Source organism: Mesorhizobium sp. WSM4815, from assembly GCF_055811575.1.
Window position 1 is genome coordinate 645,378 of the sequence record NZ_JBVVQS010000101.1, and the last position, 18,935, is coordinate 664,312.

General features: G+C 61.7%; 15 protein-coding genes. 6 read left to right on the top strand and 9 right to left on the bottom strand.

The annotated features are described in order from the left end of the window. Genes AC0L2B_RS28570 through AC0L2B_RS28585 form a run of 4 tightly spaced genes read right to left on the bottom strand, consistent with a single transcriptional unit; the run spans nt 1 to nt 4,545 of the window. Nucleotides 1-1,101 (bottom strand): glycosyltransferase family 4 protein, encoded by a 1,101-nt coding sequence (locus tag AC0L2B_RS28570; RefSeq protein WP_473747715.1) that lies wholly within the window; start codon nt 1,099-1,101, stop codon nt 1-3. Continuing rightward, on the bottom strand, nt 1,086-2,378 hold the full coding sequence (locus AC0L2B_RS28575) for a TIGR04295 family B12-binding domain-containing radical SAM protein (RefSeq protein WP_473747716.1): 1,293 nt from the start codon (nt 2,376-2,378) through the stop codon (nt 1,086-1,088). Before AC0L2B_RS28575 ends, AC0L2B_RS28570 begins: the two co-directional genes overlap by 16 nt. Beyond that, the gene (locus AC0L2B_RS28580; protein WP_473747717.1) at nt 2,375-3,442 is read right to left on the bottom strand and encodes an NAD-dependent epimerase/dehydratase family protein; all 1,068 of its coding nucleotides are present in this window, start codon (nt 3,440-3,442) and stop codon (nt 2,375-2,377) included. Before AC0L2B_RS28580 ends, AC0L2B_RS28575 begins: the two co-directional genes overlap by 4 nt. Continuing rightward, complete coding sequence (locus AC0L2B_RS28585; RefSeq protein ID WP_473747719.1) at nt 3,439-4,545, bottom strand: NAD-dependent epimerase/dehydratase family protein; 1,107 nt, start codon at nt 4,543-4,545, stop codon at nt 3,439-3,441. The genes AC0L2B_RS28580 and AC0L2B_RS28585 overlap by 4 nt, the downstream gene beginning before the upstream one ends. A gap of 250 nt (nt 4,546-4,795) precedes the next feature. Here AC0L2B_RS28585 and AC0L2B_RS28590 point away from each other — a divergent pair, with 250 nt between their 5' ends. Then, a complete protein-coding gene (locus tag AC0L2B_RS28590; RefSeq protein WP_027153502.1) occupies nt 4,796-5,065 on the top strand; it encodes a hypothetical protein in 270 nt (89 codons plus the stop codon). A gap of 115 nt (nt 5,066-5,180) precedes the next feature. Here the strand turns inward: AC0L2B_RS28590 and AC0L2B_RS28595 are convergent, their stop codons facing one another. Together AC0L2B_RS28595 and AC0L2B_RS28600 are read right to left on the bottom strand one after the other, a co-directional pair. After that, nucleotides 5,181-5,777 carry a response regulator gene (locus tag AC0L2B_RS28595; protein WP_473747720.1) on the bottom strand — a complete coding sequence of 199 codons (597 nt, stop codon included), beginning with the start codon at nt 5,775-5,777 and terminating at the stop codon, nt 5,181-5,183. A gap of 1 nt (nt 5,778) precedes the next feature. Then, nucleotides 5,779-5,976: a hypothetical protein gene (locus AC0L2B_RS28600; protein WP_288141940.1), complete on the bottom strand. Its 198-nt coding sequence runs from the start codon at nt 5,974-5,976 to the stop codon at nt 5,779-5,781. A 167-nt stretch (nt 5,977-6,143) separates the two neighbouring features. Between AC0L2B_RS28600 and AC0L2B_RS28605 the strand changes: the two genes are divergently transcribed. From AC0L2B_RS28605 to AC0L2B_RS28620, 4 genes are all read left to right on the top strand, one after another. After that, nucleotides 6,144-9,242 (top strand): CheR family methyltransferase, encoded by a 3,099-nt coding sequence (locus AC0L2B_RS28605; RefSeq protein ID WP_473747721.1) that lies wholly within the window; start codon nt 6,144-6,146, stop codon nt 9,240-9,242. Beyond that, a complete protein-coding gene (locus AC0L2B_RS28610; protein ID WP_473747722.1) occupies nt 9,239-9,598 on the top strand; it encodes a response regulator in 360 nt (119 codons plus the stop codon). Before AC0L2B_RS28605 ends, AC0L2B_RS28610 begins: the two co-directional genes overlap by 4 nt. Before the next feature lie 79 nt (nt 9,599-9,677). Then, on the top strand, nt 9,678-10,226 hold the full coding sequence (locus AC0L2B_RS28615; RefSeq protein ID WP_473747723.1) for a hypothetical protein: 549 nt from the start codon (nt 9,678-9,680) through the stop codon (nt 10,224-10,226). A 1,097-nt stretch (nt 10,227-11,323) separates the two neighbouring features. Continuing rightward, entirely contained in the window at nt 11,324-13,843 is a 2,520-nt protein-coding gene (locus AC0L2B_RS28620) for a caspase family protein (RefSeq protein ID WP_473747725.1), read from the top strand. 508 nt (nt 13,844-14,351) lie between these two features. Here the strand turns inward: AC0L2B_RS28620 and AC0L2B_RS28625 are convergent. Then, nucleotides 14,352-14,924, bottom strand: a complete 573-nt coding sequence (locus AC0L2B_RS28625) for a DUF6931 family protein (protein WP_473747726.1) — start codon at nt 14,922-14,924, stop codon at nt 14,352-14,354. 190 nt (nt 14,925-15,114) lie between these two features. On the opposite strand from AC0L2B_RS28625, the gene AC0L2B_RS28630 reads away from it, so the two are divergent. Continuing rightward, a complete protein-coding gene (locus tag AC0L2B_RS28630) occupies nt 15,115-15,645 on the top strand; it encodes an OmpA family protein (RefSeq protein WP_473747766.1) in 531 nt (176 codons plus the stop codon). A 442-nt stretch (nt 15,646-16,087) separates the two neighbouring features. Here the strand turns inward: AC0L2B_RS28630 and AC0L2B_RS28635 are convergent, their stop codons facing one another. Both AC0L2B_RS28635 and AC0L2B_RS28640 read right to left on the bottom strand, forming a co-directional pair. Further along, nucleotides 16,088-18,421 carry a M23 family metallopeptidase gene (locus tag AC0L2B_RS28635; protein WP_473747727.1) on the bottom strand — a complete coding sequence of 778 codons (2,334 nt, stop codon included), beginning with the start codon at nt 18,419-18,421 and terminating at the stop codon, nt 16,088-16,090. Beyond that, entirely contained in the window at nt 18,418-18,924 is a 507-nt protein-coding gene (locus AC0L2B_RS28640) for a DUF1036 domain-containing protein (protein ID WP_473747728.1), read from the bottom strand. The genes AC0L2B_RS28635 and AC0L2B_RS28640 overlap by 4 nt, the downstream gene beginning before the upstream one ends. Between the last annotated feature and the right edge of the window lie 11 nt (nt 18,925-18,935).

The window sequence follows — 18,935 nt, forward strand, 5'->3', positions numbered from 1 at the left end:
TCAGCGTTCCGCAACGGCCAGGGCGGCCCGATCGTAGATGTCGTGCATGGCCGCCGCCTGCCTTGCTGGTGAAAACTTGCGCGCTCGGCGTGCGGCGGCTTCGCCGAGCCGGCGCCTGTGTTGGGCATCGTCAGAGAGACAATCGATGCACCTGGCGAGATCGCCTGGATCGTGGACTTCGTAGAACAAAGCCGCGCCATTCCACAATTCGCGATAGTTCGGGATGTCGGCAAGCACCAAAGGTGTCGCCGACGTCGCTGCCTCCAGTGCGGCAAGGCCAAATGGTTCATAAATGGAGGGCGATACGAAGATGCCGGCCCGCGCCATCAAGCGACGCACCTCGTCGTGGCAGACCGAGCCCAGAGCAACGACATTGCTGAAATTGACACGTTGGCCATCGCCGCCCTCGATCGGCCCGGCAACGAAGACTGGCCATTTCGTCAGCGCTGCTGCCTGGTCCAGCGTAGCTGCGTTCTTTCCTTCGTCCCACCAGCGCGCGGCGGCGAGAACCACCGGTTCGCGTCGCTCTGCCTCTGGACCCGGCCGTGTGCCGTTGCTGACAACGCTCAGGCGGGCGATCGGCCCGTAGCAGGCCTCGAGCATGTCGGCATGGCTGCGGCTGGGTGCGACTACCGCATTGGCCCAATCGAAGCCGCGTCTGTTGCGGTCCTTCTGCCAGGCCCATTCGCCGTCTGCAGCCCGCCCCCTGACGGCGTGGAGCCAGGTCACGACGCATGAGTGCGAGACCGCCACGACCGGGCAGGGCAGATCAAGTCCCACCGCCTGCGTCGGCGCGTTGAGATGGACGAGGTCGATCGCGTAATCGCCAACGAGCGCGCGCAGTTCCTGCGGCAACGTTTCCAGATCGTCCTCATTGCGGGTCATCCAGTCCGGCGGTGTCTTGAGCCACGCCAGGCCGGCGAAAGCCTGTGCCTCCTTCGCCTGCTCCTCCGACGGTTCCGGGCCCAGCCCGGCGAGCACGATGCTGTCGCCGCCATGAGCCAACTCCCGCGCCAGATCAAGCGCGTAGCGCCAGACGCCGCCGACGGCATCGACGGTCATCAGGATTCGCCGCGGTCGGCGGATCAGTGACTGCAACATGTCGCCTCCAACTCGGCCAGCGCGCGGGGGCGCTTCTCCTGGATATCGCTGAACGTCCGGAACGAGGCCAGATAATGCTCGTGGGCGCGCTCCCAGGCGAGATCGTCGGGCTCGCCCCAGAGCTCGCGATAGCTGGGCGAACTGGGATAGGGATAGAGCGGCACCGGCTCGTTGGCCCACACGCCGCGGTCGATGAGGTGCTTGCGCCAGTGGTCGACCAGAGCCGGATCGTCCTCGACGACGCCGATCAGATTGGCTTGGACGAACGGAACGTGACGTCGTGCATCGACCAGCAAAGCGGCCAGTTCCTCGGTGCCCAGCCGGCAACGCTTTGCCAGCATGGCCCGGCCTTCCACCGTCAGGCTTTCAAGGCCGGCTTCGATCGAAACGCAGCCGGCCGCACCAAGCAATTCCAGGAGCTCCGGTTTCCAAAGATCGATGCGGGTCTGCACGCCGAATTTGACGTCGCGATCGACCAGTGCCTCCAGCAGCGCCTTCTGCGGCAGGAATATCTCGTCGATAAAATAGATGTAGCCGACGCCTTGCCAGATCAGCCGATCGATTTCAGCGATGATCGCATCGTGGCTCCTGCGGCGGTAGGCGTCGCGGAAATCCATCTTGGCGCAGAAGCTGCAATTGTAGGGGCAGCCGCGAGATGCCTCGACCTCCGCGCCGAAACCCAGCTGATTGTCATCGAATCGGTGGTGATGGTGCGAATGCGCGGCTATCCAATCGGACGGCCAGCTGAGCGGCGGATGATCGACAAACGAACTGGTGTTGACGCCGCCATTGCCGACAAGTTTTCCCTCGTCGAGGTGGGCGGTGTGGGGCACGGCGCTCCAATCGTCACCGCGGGCGAGTTCTGCGACGACCTCTTCGCATTCGCCGCGCACGACGACATCGACGCCCAGCTTGCGCAGCGTCGGCGCCGGCGTTGCCGAGCCGTGCGGCCCGACAGCCACTGTGCGGCCGCCGTGCCCGGCGAGGCGGCTGAGGAAGTCGGCGGGTACACGCAGCTCGGGCGGCGCGCAGCGCCAAAACAAATAGGTCGGCGCCGTGCTGACGACGGTCATGGCCGGTGCGAAAGCGGCGACGCGATCGGCAAGTGCCGCGTTGTCGAGCTTCTGGATTTGCCCGTCCAGCATCAGCACCTGATGGCCGTCGGCCTCCAGCGAGGCTTTCGAGTAGCCCAATTCCAGCGGCAGATGTGGCTGGCGGCAGCCGAAATAGATGCTGTCCTCGTAGGTCCAGAACGGATTGACCAGGGCGACTTTCATGCCACGTACCTCGCTGGTTCAGGCTCGAGGCGATGACGCCGGAGCCAGTCGGCGAGATCGCGGACGCCGTCGCGCCAGGAGACATGCGCTTTCCAGTCGAGCGTCGCTTCTAACTTGCGGGTATCGGCGACAAAGAAAGGTTGGTCGCCGGTGCGTTCCCGGTCGTAGCGGATCGCGAGGTTCCGCCCGGTCAGCTCGCCGATCTCCTCGATCAGCATGCGCAGGCTGACGGCGTTGCCCGGTCCGCCACCGAGATTGAATGCCTGGCCCTTGATGTCGTCGATCCGGGCAAGTACCCCGCGATAGGCCGCAACGGCGTCGCTGACATGAAGGATATCGCGCACCTGCTTGCCGTTGCCGTAGATCGTGATCGGCCGGCCGGAAAGCGCGCTGAGCAGAAAATGGGCGACCCAGCCCTGGTCCTCCGTGCCGAACTGGCGCGGCCCGTAGATGCAGCTCATGCGCAGGACCGCGGTCGGCAGATTGTACGACTTGGCATAATCGAGCACATATTGGTCGGCCGCGCCTTTGGAGCAGCCATAGGGGGTGCAGAAATCCAGGCCGCAGGCCTCGTCTATGCCGTTGGCGCGGATGCCGGCATCGCAGGGCACGCACCGATCGTCCTCTTCGCGCACTGTGACGTCGGGCAGGCCGCCATAGACCTTGTTGGTGCTGGCGAAGATCACGGGAATGCGTCTGCCGCTGCGGCGAGCCGCTTCCAGGACGTTGAAGGTTCCGCGAAGATTGATGTCGAAATCTTCGCTTGGCTGGACGAGGCTCGTGGTGACGGCGGTCTGCGCGGCGAGATGGAATATCGCCCTGGCATGCACCAAAAGCGGCGCCAGCACGTCTGCGTCCCGGACATCGGCGGTTTCCACGGCAAGTTGATTGCCGTGCTTCTGCGCCAGCCAGGCCAGGTTCTGATCGACGCCCGGGCGGCTGAGATTGTCGATGACCAGCACTGGCACCCCATCCGACAACAGGCTGTCGGCGAGGTTAGAGCCGATGAAGCCGCTGCCGCCGACGATGGCAACCGGCGCTTCACGAAAACCGTCCGGCCTCATGATACCAGTCCCCGCTCTTCGAGTTCCCGTTTCATGTCGGCGCCGCGGTCGATGGCGGCCGTGTTGCGCACCCATGCGACGAACTCGTCGAGTGAATCCTCCAGCCGGTGCTGCGGCTCGAAACCGAGCAGTTCGCGCGCCTTCGAGATGTCGGCGAAGCAATTGCGGATATCGCCGGCGCGCGCCTTGCCGAGAATTTCAGGCCGATGGTCCGGCACACCCATGGCGTCGGCGAGCAGCCGGGCGACCTCGCTGATCGCATAGGAACGTCCGCTGCCGATGTTGATGACGTGGCCGCGCGCCTGGCGTTGTTCCAGCGCCAGGCGGAACGCGCGGGCGACGTCACGCACATGCACGAAATCGCGTTTCTGCTCGCCATCTTCGAAAATCATCGGCCGCTGGCCGTTGGCGAGGCGTGAAGCGAAATTCGCCAGAACGCCGGTGTAAGGATTTGACAGCGCCTGTCCGGCGCCGAACACGTTGAACAGGCGCAGCGCCACCGCATCGACGCCATAGGCATCGCCGAAGATCAGCACGGCGCGCTCCTGGGCATATTTCGTCAGCGCATAGATCGAGGCGAGGTCGACCGGCTTTTCCTCGTCTGTCGGCAGCGGCGACAGGCTTTCATCCGCCGCCGACAGCGGATTCCATTGGCCGCTCTTGACGTCGCTGGCCTGCCGCCGTGCATTATCGACGCGCCGACCGCCTGGCGTGGCATAGAGACCCTCGCCGTAGACGCTCATTGAGGAGGCGACGACGATCCTCTCGACCGGATGCTTGATCAGTGCCTCGAGCAGGGTGGCGGTGCCGAGGTCGTTGGCGCCGACATAGCGGGCGATCTCGTACATGGACTGGCCGACGCCGACCTCGGCGGCGAGATGAACGGTGGCGTCGACGCCCTGCAGCGCCTCGGCGACGGCGGCGCCATCGCGAACGTCACCTTTGATCAGTTCGGCTCCTGCCGGCAGGCTGATCGCCTCGCTGCCGTGCACCTGTTCCAGCAGCGCATCGAGAATGCAGACGGCATAACCATGTTCAACGAGTTCCTGGACGACGTGGCGGCCGATGAAACCGCACCCTCCTGTAACCAGTATGCGTTTCACGACAACTCCTTACGCAGTTGGCCTTGGCGCCCCGAACTGTTTGGCAAAAGGTTTGTTCCCTCTGCTTCAACAAAGATGGTTTTGGCGAGGCTGCAACCTGAGGTGAACGCATGGCGAACGAGCCTTGGGCGATGCGCTGGAACATTGCAGCTTCTTTGGTGTTAGGGGCGGTCATCCGGGTCCGTGGGCGGCCCGTGGGCGCAAGCCAGGAGGCCACACGCCTGCAAGGTCTGGATCAAAGGAGGTTCCAATGTCTGAATCGAAGACAACCACCAATCATGACGAGATCCGCCAATGGGCCGAAGATCGTGGTGGCCGACCGGCGGTTGTACGAACCAGGGGCGAGGGCGGCATCTTGCGGATCGATTTTGGCGAGCCCGAGGAGAAGCTCGAACCCATCGAATGGGATGAGTTCTTCCGGATCTTCGACGAGAACGATCTGACTTTCCTTTACCAGGACGAAACCGGCTCCGGAAAAAACAGCCGGTTCAACAAATTCATCGACCGCAAGAACGGCTGAGGAAGCTGCTACTCAGCGCTGTCGGGTAACTCTTAGGCGCGCCTCTCGTTCTGATAGAGGACTTAACTATAGATGGCTGTTTTCGCCTACTTTTCAGACTGTTAGAAAACCAATCTCAGTGCAGCAGGCTGGTTCCGCCCGATCCGGCAATGTTTCGCATGATGCCGTTCAGCCAGTCTTCGGTCGATACACCGGGCCGCCGCCTGTCGATGTCGCCGATGGCGCGCTCCAGTGTTCGCTCGACCAGCCGATCGGAAGCACCGACGTCGCCCAGAAGCAGCCGCGCCGCGAGCCTGAGCTTCGGCAGAAGTGAAAACACGTTGTCCGACAAGTTCACGGCAGGGCGACCGGCAAGGGCGGATTTTTCCGGAGGAAACAAGGCGTCGAAGACGGCGTAGCTATCCGACGATTTTCGAAGATTGCTGGCGTGGCGGAGACGTTCGGGAATGACGATGTCCTCGTCACCGCTGAAAAAGACGAAGGGAACGCCGCGGCGCATCAGTTCGTCGGCGATCGGAAACACCCGCCGGCCGTTGAGATTGACGTCGAGGATCGCGGCCTCGGCCACCTCGGTATGCATGGAGGCGTGTTCGACCGTCGCCGCAGGGCCAAGGACGACCGCGCCCATATTGCCGAAATATCTTGCAAGATCGCCGGCCAATACCCAATCGTCTTCGACAATCAGGATGCGCACTCCTCGGAGATCGCGCACCTCATCGCCCTTTCTTCGAGCGGGATTTGCAAGTGTCCGCACGGGCCTGTTCGGAATCTTCCTGCAAGGCTGCTTGCAATCGCTTCGCCAAAACAAGCATGCGCGGCGGAATGGATTCGTTTCCCGGCAAACTCAGCAGATCCTCGAAGCGCAACGACGCTCGTCTTGTCAGCTTCAGCTCAGGTGTGCGCTTTGACATTGGAGTTCCACAATAATCCCGACTTTAACGCCGTCTGCACGGACTTGTTCCGGCCCTCGCGCACGTTATATGCTGGGCGTTGCGTTCAGCCCGGTCGTGGGCTTTGGGTCGATTTGGCGGCCTTGTCGTCTAGGCTGTTCAACCGAGGGCTTGCGGTGACATCTCAGGTGAAGAGATTTCCAATTGTGGGCGTCGGCGCGTCGGCCGGCGGCATTCCTGCAATGGAGGGCCTGTTCAAAGGCATCACCGGCCAGCCCGGCATGGCGTTCGTCATCGTCACCCATCTCAGCCCCGAGCGCGAAAGCCTGCTTCATGAGGTCGTCGGACGTTACACGCAACTCCCGGTTGTCGTCGTCGAGGACGCCACCACTGTCCTGTCCGACCACGTCTATGTGATGCCGCAAAACGTCGTTCTCACGATCGAGCGGGGAGTGCTGCACCTGCGGCCATCCAACGTGCTCAGCCGCGAGCGCAAGCCGATCGATATCTTTTTTAGCGCGTTGGCGGAGGATCAGGGCGAATATGCGGTTGGCGTCATTTTGTCGGGCGGCGATTCCGATGGCACGCTTGGCGCCAAGGCGATCAAGGAGCGTGGCGGACTGACGGTCGCCCAGGCTCCCGACGGCTACGGTCCGCGCAACCCGGACATGCCGAAAAGTGCGATCTCCAGCGGGCTGATCGACATTGCGGCGCCGGCGGAGGAGATCGGCGCGAAGCTCGAGGGGTTCGCCCGCAGCTTCGACATGCTGAACGGCGTTGCCGGAGGCGGCGAGCACGAGTCGGCAGAACTGGGTCGGCTCCGCGACGAGATCTACGGCATTCTGCAGGGCCAATCCGGCCACGATTTCTCAGGCTATAAGACCAAGACATTCCTGCGGCGCATCAAGCGGCGCATGCAAATCGGACAGCTTGATTCCATTGAAGAGTATGTTGAATGGCTGAAGAAGGACCCACGCGAGGTGGCGAACCTTTTTCGTGACCTTTTGATCAATGTCACCGATTTTTTCCGTGATCCCGACGCGTTCAAGCTGCTCGAGGAGAAGGTCGTACCGCAGCTGTTCGAGGGCAAGACCGCCAGCGACGCCGTCAGGATCTGGGTGCCTGGCTGCGCCACCGGCGAGGAGGTGTTCTCGATCGGCATGCTGTTGCGCGAACACATGGAGACGCTTTCGGTTGTGCCACGCGTCCAGATATTTGCGACCGACATCGATGAGCCCGCGCTTGCGGTGGCGCGCGCGGCGCGTTACCCGGCGGCATTGCTGCAGGGCGTCTCGCCCGAGCGCAGGCAGCGTTTTTTCAGCAGCGACGGCGAGAGCCACGTGCTTGCCAACGAGGTCCGGGAGCTGTGCGTCTTTTCCCCTCACAGCATCGTCCGCGACCCGCCTTTTTCACGCATGGACATGGTTTCATGCCGCAACCTGCTGATCTATTTCGGCTCGGACATCCAGAGCCGGGTCATTCCGATCTTCCACTACGCGTTGAAGCCGGGCGGTTATCTTTTCCTCGGCACGTCCGAAAGCGTCGGCCAGCACGACGACCTCTTCGCCACCGTCGACAAGAAGCAGCGCATTTTTCAGGCGCGCGAGCATGCCTCGCCACACATTAGGCTGCCGATGCTGATCGGCGATGGCCGTTCAGGCGCCTTCCTGCCTGAAGGAACGGGGCCGAACAAGCGAACCGCCAGCTATCCGCTTCGACAGGCGGTCGAGGCACAAGTGCTGGAGCGTTTCGCGCCGCCGCATGTCGTGGTGAATGGCGACGGTGACGTCGTCTACTATTCGGCCCGGACCGGCAGCTATCTCGAGGCGCCGCAAGGCATTCCGAGCCGGCAGGTGCTGACTTTGGCCCGCGCCGGCCTAAGGCTCGACCTGCGCGCAGCGTTGCGGGAAGCCGCCACGACGCGCCGCACTGTCGTGCGCGAAAATGTCGTCGTCGACGAGGACGACGAACAGGCCCAGTCGATCAAACTCACTGTCGAGCCCCTGGCGGAACGCGGCAAGGGCGAACGGCTTTATCTCGTCCTGTTCGAACCGACGGGGCCGGTGCAGGCGCGGTCCGATGTTGGGCCCGAAAACCGTAGCAGCGAAGGCACTGCCGATCTCGAGCGGGAGCTGCGCGAAACCCGGGAGCGACTGCAATCGACGATCGAGGAGTACGAAACCGCACTGGAAGAAGTGAAATCCTCGAACGAGGAACTGGTCTCCGTCAACGAGGAGGCGCAGTCGACCAATGAGGAGCTCGAGGCCTCGAAGGAGGAGATGCAGTCGCTCAACGAGGAACTCAACACCATCAATTCGGAACTGACCAACAAGATAGAGGAGCTCGATCGCGCCAACAGCGATTTGCGCAATCTGTTCGAGAGCACGAAGATCGCAACCATTTTCCTCGATCGCAATCTGGTGGTGCGGACCTTTACTCCGCCGGCCTCGTCCTTCTTCAGCCTGCGTCCCTCCGACGTCGGCCGGCCGCTGACCGAGCTTTCGAGCCAGCTCGACTATCCCGAGCTGAAACCGCATATCGATGCCGTCTTCGAAACCGGACAGACCCTGAACCATCATCTGGCGCGCGACAACCAGGGCCGGTTTTATATGGTTCGCATCAATCCGTATCGCGACAAGGACGACAGGATCCAGGGCGTCGTGGTCACGCTGGTCGACGTCACCACATTGGCCGAGACGGAAGAGCAAAACCGGGTGCTCATTTCGGAGCTGAACCACCGCGTCAAGAACATGCTGGCGGTGGTCGCCAGCATCGCCAACCGCACCCGTGAAAGTTCGGAATCGAAGGAAGAGTTCGCCGAAGCGCTGATCGGTCGCCTGCACGCCATGTCGCGGGCTTACGGTCTGCTGTCGAAGGAGCGCTGGAAAGAAGCTTCGATCAACGAACTGCTGCATCAGGAGCTCGAAGCTTTCAGCATTGACCGATTCGAACTTGACGGCGCTGAAGTGAAGCTTAGCCCGCAACAGGGTCTTTCCCTCAGCATGGCCATTCATGAACTGGCGACCAACGCCGCCAAATATGGCGCGCTGTCGAAGCCCGAGGGCAGGGTCGTTCTGAAATGGTCCGGCGAGGGCGATGTTTTCACGCTCGCCTGGCGCGAGAGAGGCGGGCCGCCGGTCAGAAAGCCCGAAATTAACGGCTTCGGGCTTTCGCTGTTGCAGGGCGAGATCGGCTACCGGCTGGGCGGAAACGTCGAGACCACCTTTAATCGTGACGGTCTTGAGGTCCAGATCACATTCCCGATGATGCGCAAGGAGGCGCCGTGACCGACCGGCTGCGCGTTCTGGTGGTCGAGGATGAATGGCTGATCGCCGAGGACGTCGCTGCTTGTCTGCGCGCTTCGGGACATCAGGTGATTGGCCCGGCCCCTTCGGTGGCGGCGGCCCTTGGCCTTATCGGCGAAAATCCCGTCGACGTGGCGCTGCTGGATGTTCAACTGCATGGCGAAACGAGCCTAGCGATCGCAGAAGAACTAAAAACCCGCCATATTCCGTTCGCGTGCCTGACCGGCTTTGGGCCGCGCGATGTTCCATCCGCGTTCGCCAACGCTAGATTTGTTCGCAAGCCGGCAGATCAGGCGGCCATTCTCAGAGCCTTGGCGGAATTGGTCCCGACGTCCTAGCTCGTTTGCCCTTCAGTCCAGCGGCTTTTCGGTCGGTCGCGGCGTGGCGCCTTGCTGGCGCGGCCGGCCGGAATTGCGGTTGGCCACCGGATTGTCCAGCGGAGCGGTCGAGGGCTTCGATGTTCCCGCGGTTTTTGGCGTTGGTGGCCTGGCTCCGGCATCCGTATCGTCAGCATCCCGGCTTGGACGTCGCAAGCCAGCGGCATTTGCCTGCCGGATTGCCGGTTTCGATGTGGTTTTCTTGTTGGCCATGGTGTCTCCTTCCTGCTGCGACGGAAACAACGGAGGCTTCGTTCACCGCTCGCAGCCCTGGGTGTCAACCTCCGGCACGGTGCGAAGTTCCACGACCTGCCGCTGGATGGGAACCATTTTCGATACTGGCTGTTCGGCTCGCAGGAAGGAGCCGGACATGGAGCGACGTAACGCCATACTTTCGCTGGTGATAGCAGCGATCATCATCGTCGGCTTTCTCATCGGCTTTTTGTATGCCGATATGGGCTGGCGCACCTCGCCACTCGAAAGAGCCCAGGAGCAAAACCAGGGTGGGAACGCCCCGGCCGACACCTCGCCTGCCGCGGGCATCGAAAAGAACCCCCAAGAGAATACCGAGATGCCGGATCAGCAATAACCGCGATCTTTCCGGCAGGAACCGGGCAAGCTGGATGGTCTTGCCAGAACCAATGGCTGTATCGCTGGTGATATCGGACTTACGGTGGCTGCTGGTACCCGGCTGCCAACGCAGCGGCCTCTTCGTCCGTCGTTGAAATCTCTCCTGCTGACGTAAGCGATTTCTGGCATTTGCGTATGGGAAGCACGGCGTGCTCAGTCTGCGGAGACGAGAGCCGGCCGATCCTGCTGCTTCTTGCCAACGCATCCTGATTGGCCCTTGCTGCGAGCCACTCCGCCCGCTCCCGCGGCAAGCCGATAAGGCAAATACCAGCGAAGTGCGCCGGCACATCCACGGTCGTATCGAACACGGCCCATGTGTTGGTCGGTTCCTGAACGGGCAAAAACCTCATAACAGCTCCTGCTAATATATAGCACGAACTTACGGACGGAGCACTGTTCAGGCATCAACCAAACGAAGGAGAGTTTGTCGTTTCGCCGCGGGGCCTCGGCAAAACCCTCAAAGTGTCAACTGGCCTTGGGAGCGCTGCTCGGGACCAGGAATCCACCCTTTAGCAACTCCAGGGCGTCGAGCGCCTCCTCATCCAGCAAATCTGTCAAAGCCACCCCCTCCGCGAAGACAACCCTGTCGTCGTCTATATCGTAGACCTCCCAAAGCCCTTCCTTGTTCCGTCGAATGGCGTGCCGATGCTCCATAAGCAGACGCTAATCGAGTCGCGGAAATGGTGGGTAGAGAAAATCAGCGGCAAGCGGACATTAGCAGTGGAAAACCTCAGCGCTCTGACGCGTGATGGCATGCGCAAGTCAAGGCTATGCCGGCCACGCCCGATCCGAGGGGACCGTATCGACCACGGGCAAAATAGCCGGGTCGAGAATCCGTTTGACGATCATTGCGGACACTCGGGCTCTGATGTAATTTAGGGACCGATCAAGTGAGGAATATACCGCTGTCGCGACGGCTTTTCTCTCTTTTCTGTCTCGGCAGATAGCATGCTCTCTAACGGACCTTGGCACTGCAAGCTGTGTTCTTGTGGTCGCCAGGTAACGACGGTTAAGGGATTTGCCATGCTCCGACGTTGCGGATTCGTTGCGGCCTTGATGCTCGCAAGCGTCGCGACTTTCGACGCTTCTGCAGTCGAACGACGGGTCGCCTTTGTAATCGGCAACTCCGATTACCAGGAAATCTCGGCCCTCAAGAACCCGGCCAAAGATGTGGTGGACGTGTCCAACACGTTTCGAGCGGCTGGTTTTGATGTTTTCGTTGCGAGCAATCTTACAAAGCTGCAATTTGAAGATCAGTTCCGCAACTATCTTGCCGCCGTGGACGGCGCCGATGTCGCTGTCGTCTACTATTCCGGCCACGGCTTTCAGATCGGCGGCGAAAATTTCCTGATCCCTGTCGATGCCTCGTTGAAGGATGCGGCGGACGTCGAGGTCCAGGCAATCAAGCTGAACGATGTGCTGCAGCAGATGCGTTCGAAATCGAAGATCCAGGTGATCATCCTCGATGCCTGCCGCAACAATCCATTCCCTCGCAAGGACTATTGGCTCAGGGACCAGCTTCTTACCGCCAGCGGCACCGGCCTTGCGCAAGTAAGAAGCTCACTGAACACACTGATTGCTTTCGCCACCGAACCCGGCGCGGTCGCCTACGACGGCGCCGGCGACCTCAGTCCTTTCTCATCGGCGTTTTCTCGTCGCGCGCTCGCCCCGAACCAGGAGATCCGCACGGTCATGTCGGCCGTCCGCCGGGATGTGGTTGAGGCTACCAAGGGCCTGCAGGTTCCCTGGGAGAACTCTTCGCTGATCGACGAAGTCGTTCTGATGCGTCGCATCAGCCGCCCATCGCTGCCGCCGGTATTGGAGAAGGTCGTGCTGTCCGGGGCAGGCCCCATCGATCTGGACCTCCCGGAACCGGTCCAGGTCGATGGCGGGACAATAACCGTCAGCATCGAAAGACCACCCGCCTTGGGACGCCTGATGCTGGACGGCAAGGTCATCGAGGCGGGAGAACTGATCCAGGGCAAGGATTTGCCGCGTTTGCAACTGGATGTCCCCAAGGGAACTGGCGAGCCGGAAGAGATGGATATGCTGGCCTACGCCGCACGCGACAGTTGGGGCGGCGAAGCCAAGGGCATGCTGGTGTTCCGGGTCAAGAGCGGCGAAGGAGCCGAGGGCGAACAGGTGATGGCCTCGCTCGAAGCCGAGCAGAAGCAGCAGGTGCTGCAGCGCGGCATTCATGTCACCGGTGCGGCCGAGGCGATCGAGAACCGGGACGTCGACGTTCCGGTCGGCGTCGGCGCCGTTGCCCTGAACCTCGACGTCCCGACAGACGATGCGGCGGTCAGCCTGAAAGTCACAAACTATCCGGCAACGGGGACGCTCTCGCTGCCGGATCGGACCCTGTCGCCCGAATCGAGCTTGACGGTCGGCGAAGTCGAGGGGCTGCGCTATGAACCCCAGATCGGAGCCAGTGCACCGGTCGAGATCGCCTTCGAAATTCGGGCGGACAGCGGCGCAGCCAAACCCGCCAAGATGAAACTGTCGCCAAGCGTCGATCCGTGCGACCTGGCTGCCGGCGAACCTCTCGACCTCCAAGGCGTCGTCCCCGGCCTGCTGCCAAATGAAATCGGCGCCGACGCGGTGAAGCTGTGCGAAGCTGCGGTGAAGGCGTATCCCGATGTCGCCCGCTTCCGTTATGAACTGGGACGCGCGCTGCTTGCAGCCGGCAAGGTCGACCAGGCCAGGAAAGCCATCCAGCAGGCCGCCGACAGGGGGCACGTGCGCGCGGTGTTCGAGCTCGGCTACCTCTACGCGACGGGAACGGGCCTGGCTGCCGACCGCAAGCAGGCCAACACCTACTACGCCGCTGCGGCCGACAAGGGCGATCCCTACGGCATGACGTCGTGGGGCCGTGCCTTGTTCCATGGCTACGGTGTCGAGCGCGACACCGGCAAGGGGCTGGACCTGCTGCTCAAGGCGGCGGCGATGGGGCACACCTATGCCATGAACGATCTCGGCGCGATCTTCACCGAAGGCCGCAACGGCGTGCCCGCCGACCAGGCCCGTGCCGTTGCCTTCCTCAAGGCAGGCGTCCAGCGCCAGGACATGTATTCGATGAACTTGCTCGGTCGCAATTACCTCAGCGGCCGGGGCGTCGAGAAGGATCCGAAGGCTGCGCTGGCGCTTTTTCAGAAGGCCATCGACCTCGGCCAGCCCTATGCGCCGGGCAGTCTTGCGCGCATGTACCGTGATGGCGTTGGCGTCGAGCAGAACCTTGATGAAGCCCAACGTCTGTTTGAACTGGCAACCTCGCGCGGTGACCAGTCCGGCGCTTATGATCGCGCGGCCCTCGAGATGCAAAAGGGCGACAAGGCCGACCAGGCCGTCGCCGTGCGTTTCCTGGCATTCACAGTTGCGCTCGATCTTCGCAATGAACTGCCCGACGCCCGGGCGACGTTGGCGCAATTCGGGACCAAGCCGAAAGCGGCGGCGTTGAAGCAACTGCGTGGGGAACTCAAGTCGAAGATTCCGTTGAGCGGTTCTGTCGACAAGCAACTGGTCAAAGTGGCGAGGGCGGTCTGGGAACAAGCCAATCCGCGTCGGGATTTGTTCTGATCAACAAGGAGGCAATGGTGGGCAGAAATCGGAAGCAGGCAACAATCGGGATAACTCTGTCCATCGCCTTGGCGGGGATCATGGGCTGCACATCCTGGCCACCCCTTCAACCGACTCCGCTGATGGCGACGCCCGCGCCGGCGCCGAAGGTCGTTCGCAGAGCCCCGGCGCCGCGGAAGGTCGTCAACCCGGCTCCCAAACCGGTGGCCGCCAGGAAAGTGGTCAAACCGGTCGCGGACGAGCCTGCTGCCCCACCTCCCGTAATCATTCCTTCTTCGGGACGAGGCGGGGGTGGCGGAAGTGGCGGGAGCGGCGGGAGCGGCGGCGGAGGAGGCGGCGGCTGGGGATAACGGTGAATGGCGGCTGCAGGTTAGCCAGGCAACTAATTCAGAGCGTTCTGCAGCCAAGTGGAACCGCTTGGCGTCGCAGGAATGCGGCTTAATCAAAGAGATAGAGCCGGATTCTCAGTTCAACTTGAACGTATCCCGCTTGCGGGTCCGGCTACGGTTTAACTCGCATCCGCTGATTGGCGCAGCGCCTCTGTCTCCGCCAACTGGATGCCCATTTCGACAAACGCGGAAAGAACTGAAAAGCGATCCTCCAACGCAACGCGTGCCAGTCCGGCCAGAACCCCCGCACTCACCGCGCGGGCGGCTGGCGGCAAGGCCGATAGCGCTGGCGCCTCCATGGCTGAACCGTTGCCATGCCGTCCTGCAGCCAGGGCAATCCAGGCGGCCGGCGTTGTTGGCGGCATTGCCGCAGCCTCGCTCACTTCCGGGCGATGGTGAGGGCTCTCCGGTTCGCTGACCCAGTCACGAACAACCGCGAGCAATTCCTGATCCCTGCTGTCGAGCAGAACGGTGAGGTGGCTCAGGCATTCATGGGCCCACCACACCGCAGCCCGCTCGGGAAGCAGATAGGCACAGAACGTAATCGCCTCCTCTGGCACCCGCCCGGCCAGCAGGGCGCGGCAAAATTCGATTGAAGGCTGTTCGGTCGGAAGTGCCACCATGTCCCTGGAAACAGCGGGGCAGGCCATGAAAAGGTCCCGTGCCGTTTTGAATCGAAGCTCATTGGCCATGGCGCCACGCTTTCCCCAGCGAACAATCGACACTGAAGCCATGGACAGGGCGGGTCAAGTCTCCAATCCCCAGCAAGATGCAACTGCACTCCACCACTCGTATGCTTGACGTTTATTGACAGACAACCGCTTCGCAATTTGGTATTGTCCGCAGTCGATGAAATCGATGCTCAAGACAGGAGTAACCGTTATGCGGTTGGGCAGTTTAGCCTTCGTGTTTACGGTCGCGTTTTATTCGACCCACGCTTTTGCTGATCCACTTCAGAAATCAGAAGACATCGTGAAGTTTTTTGACGCGGCGAGCGAGCTCGGCCCGCCGCGTGGAATTTGCGTCGGCACCGAAGAAGAGTGCAACAGCAAGAACAAGGCAGCGCCTGCCGAAAAAACCAGCCTCGACATGCTGATCAATTTCGGCCTTGATTCTGCGGAACTCGATGCGACTGCGCGTGCTGAACTGGACGAGTTCGCCAAGGCACTGAAGGACAGCCGACTGAGCACTCTGAACTTCGTTGTCGAGGGTCATACCGATGCGACCGGCTCGGAGCGCTACAACGAGGGGCTGTCGGAACGCAGAGCCAGATCGGTAACAACCTTCCTCACCTCCAACGGCATCGATCCTGCCCGCATCAAAGCGACAGGCCTGGGCGAAGCGAGTCCGCGCAACCCCAATCCATTCGATCCGATAAACCGCCGGGTGGAAATGCGGATACGGACCGAGTAGCTGGAGCAGGTGCGCTGGACCATTTTGCAGCCAAAGCGATTTGGCTCCCCCTTCTCCCCTTGTGGGAGAAGGTGGCCGCGAAGCGGTCGGATGAGGGGTGTTCCAGCTTGGCACCGACAGCACTCCGGCCAACACCCCTCGACCGTCTTGGCGCTGCGCGCCAATCCACCTTCTCCCACAAGGGGAGAAGGCAAGAGCGCGCTATTACCGCTACGGTTGCAAACTCCGGTCGCCGACGTAAGCGATTTGGCTCCCCCTTCTCCCCTTGTGGGAGAAGGTGGCCGCGAAGCGGCCGGATGAGGGGTGTTCCAGCTTGGCACCGACAGCACTCCGGCCAACACCCCTCAACCGTCTTGGCGCTGCGCGCCAATCCACCGCCCGGGGCGAGTCACGGGCCTCGCCCGCCCTTCGGGCCCCACAGGGGGAGAAGGCAAGAGCTGGCTCACAGCGCATTTTGGACGGAACTCACCATAGCCGTGATCGCCTGCTTGTATTTTTCGAACTCGGGCGATGTCTGCCGGACTTCCGTCGTTGTCGTTGTCTGTTGGCTCGCTTCAACCATCGCCGGGCTCAGCTTCCGCCCCATTTTCCTTTCGGCCCAGCTCACGACATAGCTGGCGGACTTGCCGGTGAGAAACGGGTTGGCCTGAATGACGGCCGATCCGAGCACGGCGCTCAATTGCGCCGAACCCGGCGACGACAACACTTGATGGGCGCCTTCCATCCCCAGGAAATGACAGAGATAAAGCCGGCCGGCTGTGATCTGGTGGCCGCGTGCCCGAAGATAGGCTTCGCCTTCGCGCGCCAGATTGCTGACCATCTCGCGCGAGATGGTGGCGTCAAAACGCAGAGCGAGCAGGTCGGCGGTTGACAGTGTCCGCGCCAGCTCGGGGCGGTAGGTGTTCATCATCCGGATCCACGTCCTGGTTATGAACTGACCGGCGCCGGTTGCCGAAGAAAGTGGGTTCTTGGCGCGGGCCTTGCCGCCACTTTCGACTTGAACGATACGGTCGGTCAGCGTTTCGACAGCGGAAGCGTCCGTCGCGATTGCCGTAACCGTGCCCAGCGGATCGATCGCCTGCCCATTGCGATAGAGTTCGAAATGCAGGTGCGGCCCGGTCGAAAGACCGGTGGTGCCGATATAGCCAATGATATCGCCTGCCTTCACCTTCGCGCCGACACCGCCCTTGTCAGCGAATTTCTGCATATGCGCATAGCGCGTCTCGCTGCCGTCCCCGTGCGAAATCTTCACCAAATTGCCGTAACCACTTCCATCGCCCTGAAAGACGATTTCGCCGTCGAAGGCGGCGGCTATCGGCGTGCCAAGGGGCGCCGCCCAATCCACGCCCTTGTGGATGCGAACGGTTCCGAGGATTGGGTGCTTGCGTGGGCCGAAAGTGGAGGTCATGACCCCGTTGACCGGGGTGACCATGCCGTTGGCGACTGTCAGCGAGCGAACCTGATCGTCGCCGCTGACGCATGCAAACTGGCCGTCGGCCTGCTGGAACACGAAACAGTCAAGGCTTTTTTCGCTACCCCGGACGCCAACATACAGCACCCGTCCGGCCGTCTCTTCCTTGCCTCGCGGTTTTTGCGAATAGATCAGGACCAGACGCTGGTCTTCGCTGGCGAAGGCATCCAGATCCTGTCCTCGCGACAGATACATGATCGCTTCTCCGATCACGCCGGTTGGAACCTTGTTGCGCGCTGCTGTCGAGTAGATCGCGTCGAGCAGCCGGTATTGCCTTTTGTGCGTGCCTTGCGCCTGTGCGCCCGAGTAGTTGAATAAATCTTCGCGGACCCAGGGGTCGACACCAGACACAAACACACCGGCGGCATTGCGCGTCAGCGTGCCGACAAATACGTTCCTGGCGTAGATCGAAACCTGCATGAGGGACATGGTTGTCGTCTCGCGCGTCGGCCTGAAACCGCGCATGGCGACGACATGACCTGGCTCAAGGCTCTCCCGATTGAAAAGCGCCTTCAGCGCCTCGCCTGCCAGCCTGGCATCCTCGGCGGAGAAACGCGCATCGAGCGCAACGCTGTCCAGGCTGCGGTCGTTGAGGATCTTTACGAAAATGTCCTCGGTAGCCTGGTATCTCTGATGTTCACTGATGACATTTGCAACGCTTGTGTTGTTTTCGATCTGGGTTTTCTGGAACGCGGGAAGGGCTGCCTCGCCTGAATCGATTGTTTCGCCCCAACCTGCTTCGGCATCATCGACACCCCCCTGCGGGTCCGAAGCAACCGGAGCCTCGTTTAGTACGGGCGGTGGCTGAACATCGTTTTGCAGCTCGTTGGATGGCGCCGGCGCGGTCTGTCGCTGCGCTTGGAAGAAAGCGAAATCTTCTTGCGTGGACGGTATCGTCGTCATGAACTTTTCGCTGGCGCTAAGCATCACGTCGGACAGAATCTCGATCTGCGGAGAAACGCCGGCCTGGTCGAGTTCTGCCGGGCGCGGGATGACTTGGCTTTTTGTTGCGCCGCCGGTGTCGGGCGCAAGCGTGATCCACATCGGGTCGCCTGCGAGATCGATGATGGCAGGCACATAGACAGATGCGTCGGCCGGCACATCGTCGGTTCCCTCGACGGCATGCAACTCCTCATCTTCGTCGCCAAACGACCAATAATCCGCGGTGAGATAGAAGCCGGCAGCGATCGACGACAGGACAGCCACAGCAAGACCGGCAAGCAGCCTGCGCCAGAGCCTGCGTCTGCGCAGGGCGGCGCGGGCCTGCTTTTTCAACTTGAAGCTTGTGTCGATACTGTGCGTCACGGATTGCTTCCGGTCAGAAAAAAGGTCCACCGCACCTGTTCAAGCGTATCGACTTCGAGAAATCGTGCGGCGATATGGCCGCGCTGCCAGCATTCATCGATGCCGCGTATCGAGAAACGCCGCCGGTCGATGCACATTTCGGTCGACCCGGTCAGGGTCGCATGGCCAAAAACGTCCGTCGCATAGATGTAGATGTAGCGGTTCGAAAGTTCCTCGCGGATGACGTTCACGCACTGATTTGCGCCGATGGTCCACCAGCCATCGGTCTGGTCCGCATTGTCGACCTTTTGGCCGACAGCGAGATTGACGACGTCGAGCGTCTGATTGCAGACGGTGAATTCGGCGCGCGCTTCGTGGGACGACAGGAGAGCCAGCAACGTCGCGCCCAATATCACCACAAGTCTGAAACGGCCTGTCAGGGCAAGCAGGCCGCGAAGCCGGTCACGCTGATCGTCGGGCGGGACAGCGGTCGGGAAGGGAAAACGCGAGCTGCGGAGGTCCATCGGCGTCCATG

Coding starts and splice junctions, on each gene's coding strand:
- AC0L2B_RS28570 (WP_473747715.1), bottom strand. CDS start 1,101: ATGTTGCAGTCACTGATCCGCCGACCGCGGCGAATCCTGATGACCGTC.
- AC0L2B_RS28575 (WP_473747716.1), bottom strand. CDS start 2,378: ATGAAAGTCGCCCTGGTCAATCCGTTCTGGACCTACGAGGACAGCATC.
- AC0L2B_RS28580 (WP_473747717.1), bottom strand. CDS start 3,442: ATGAGGCCGGACGGTTTTCGTGAAGCGCCGGTTGCCATCGTCGGCGGC.
- AC0L2B_RS28590 (WP_027153502.1), top strand. CDS start 4,796: ATGTCTGAATCGAAGACAACCACCAATCATGACGAGATCCGCCAATGG.
- AC0L2B_RS28600 (WP_288141940.1), bottom strand. CDS start 5,976: ATGTCAAAGCGCACACCTGAGCTGAAGCTGACAAGACGAGCGTCGTTG.
- AC0L2B_RS28620 (WP_473747725.1), top strand. CDS start 11,324: ATGCTCGCAAGCGTCGCGACTTTCGACGCTTCTGCAGTCGAACGACGG.
- AC0L2B_RS28625 (WP_473747726.1), bottom strand. CDS start 14,924: ATGGCCAATGAGCTTCGATTCAAAACGGCACGGGACCTTTTCATGGCC.
- AC0L2B_RS28630 (WP_473747766.1), top strand. CDS start 15,115: ATGCGGTTGGGCAGTTTAGCCTTCGTGTTTACGGTCGCGTTTTATTCG.
- AC0L2B_RS28640 (WP_473747728.1), bottom strand. CDS start 18,924: ATGGACCTCCGCAGCTCGCGTTTTCCCTTCCCGACCGCTGTCCCGCCC.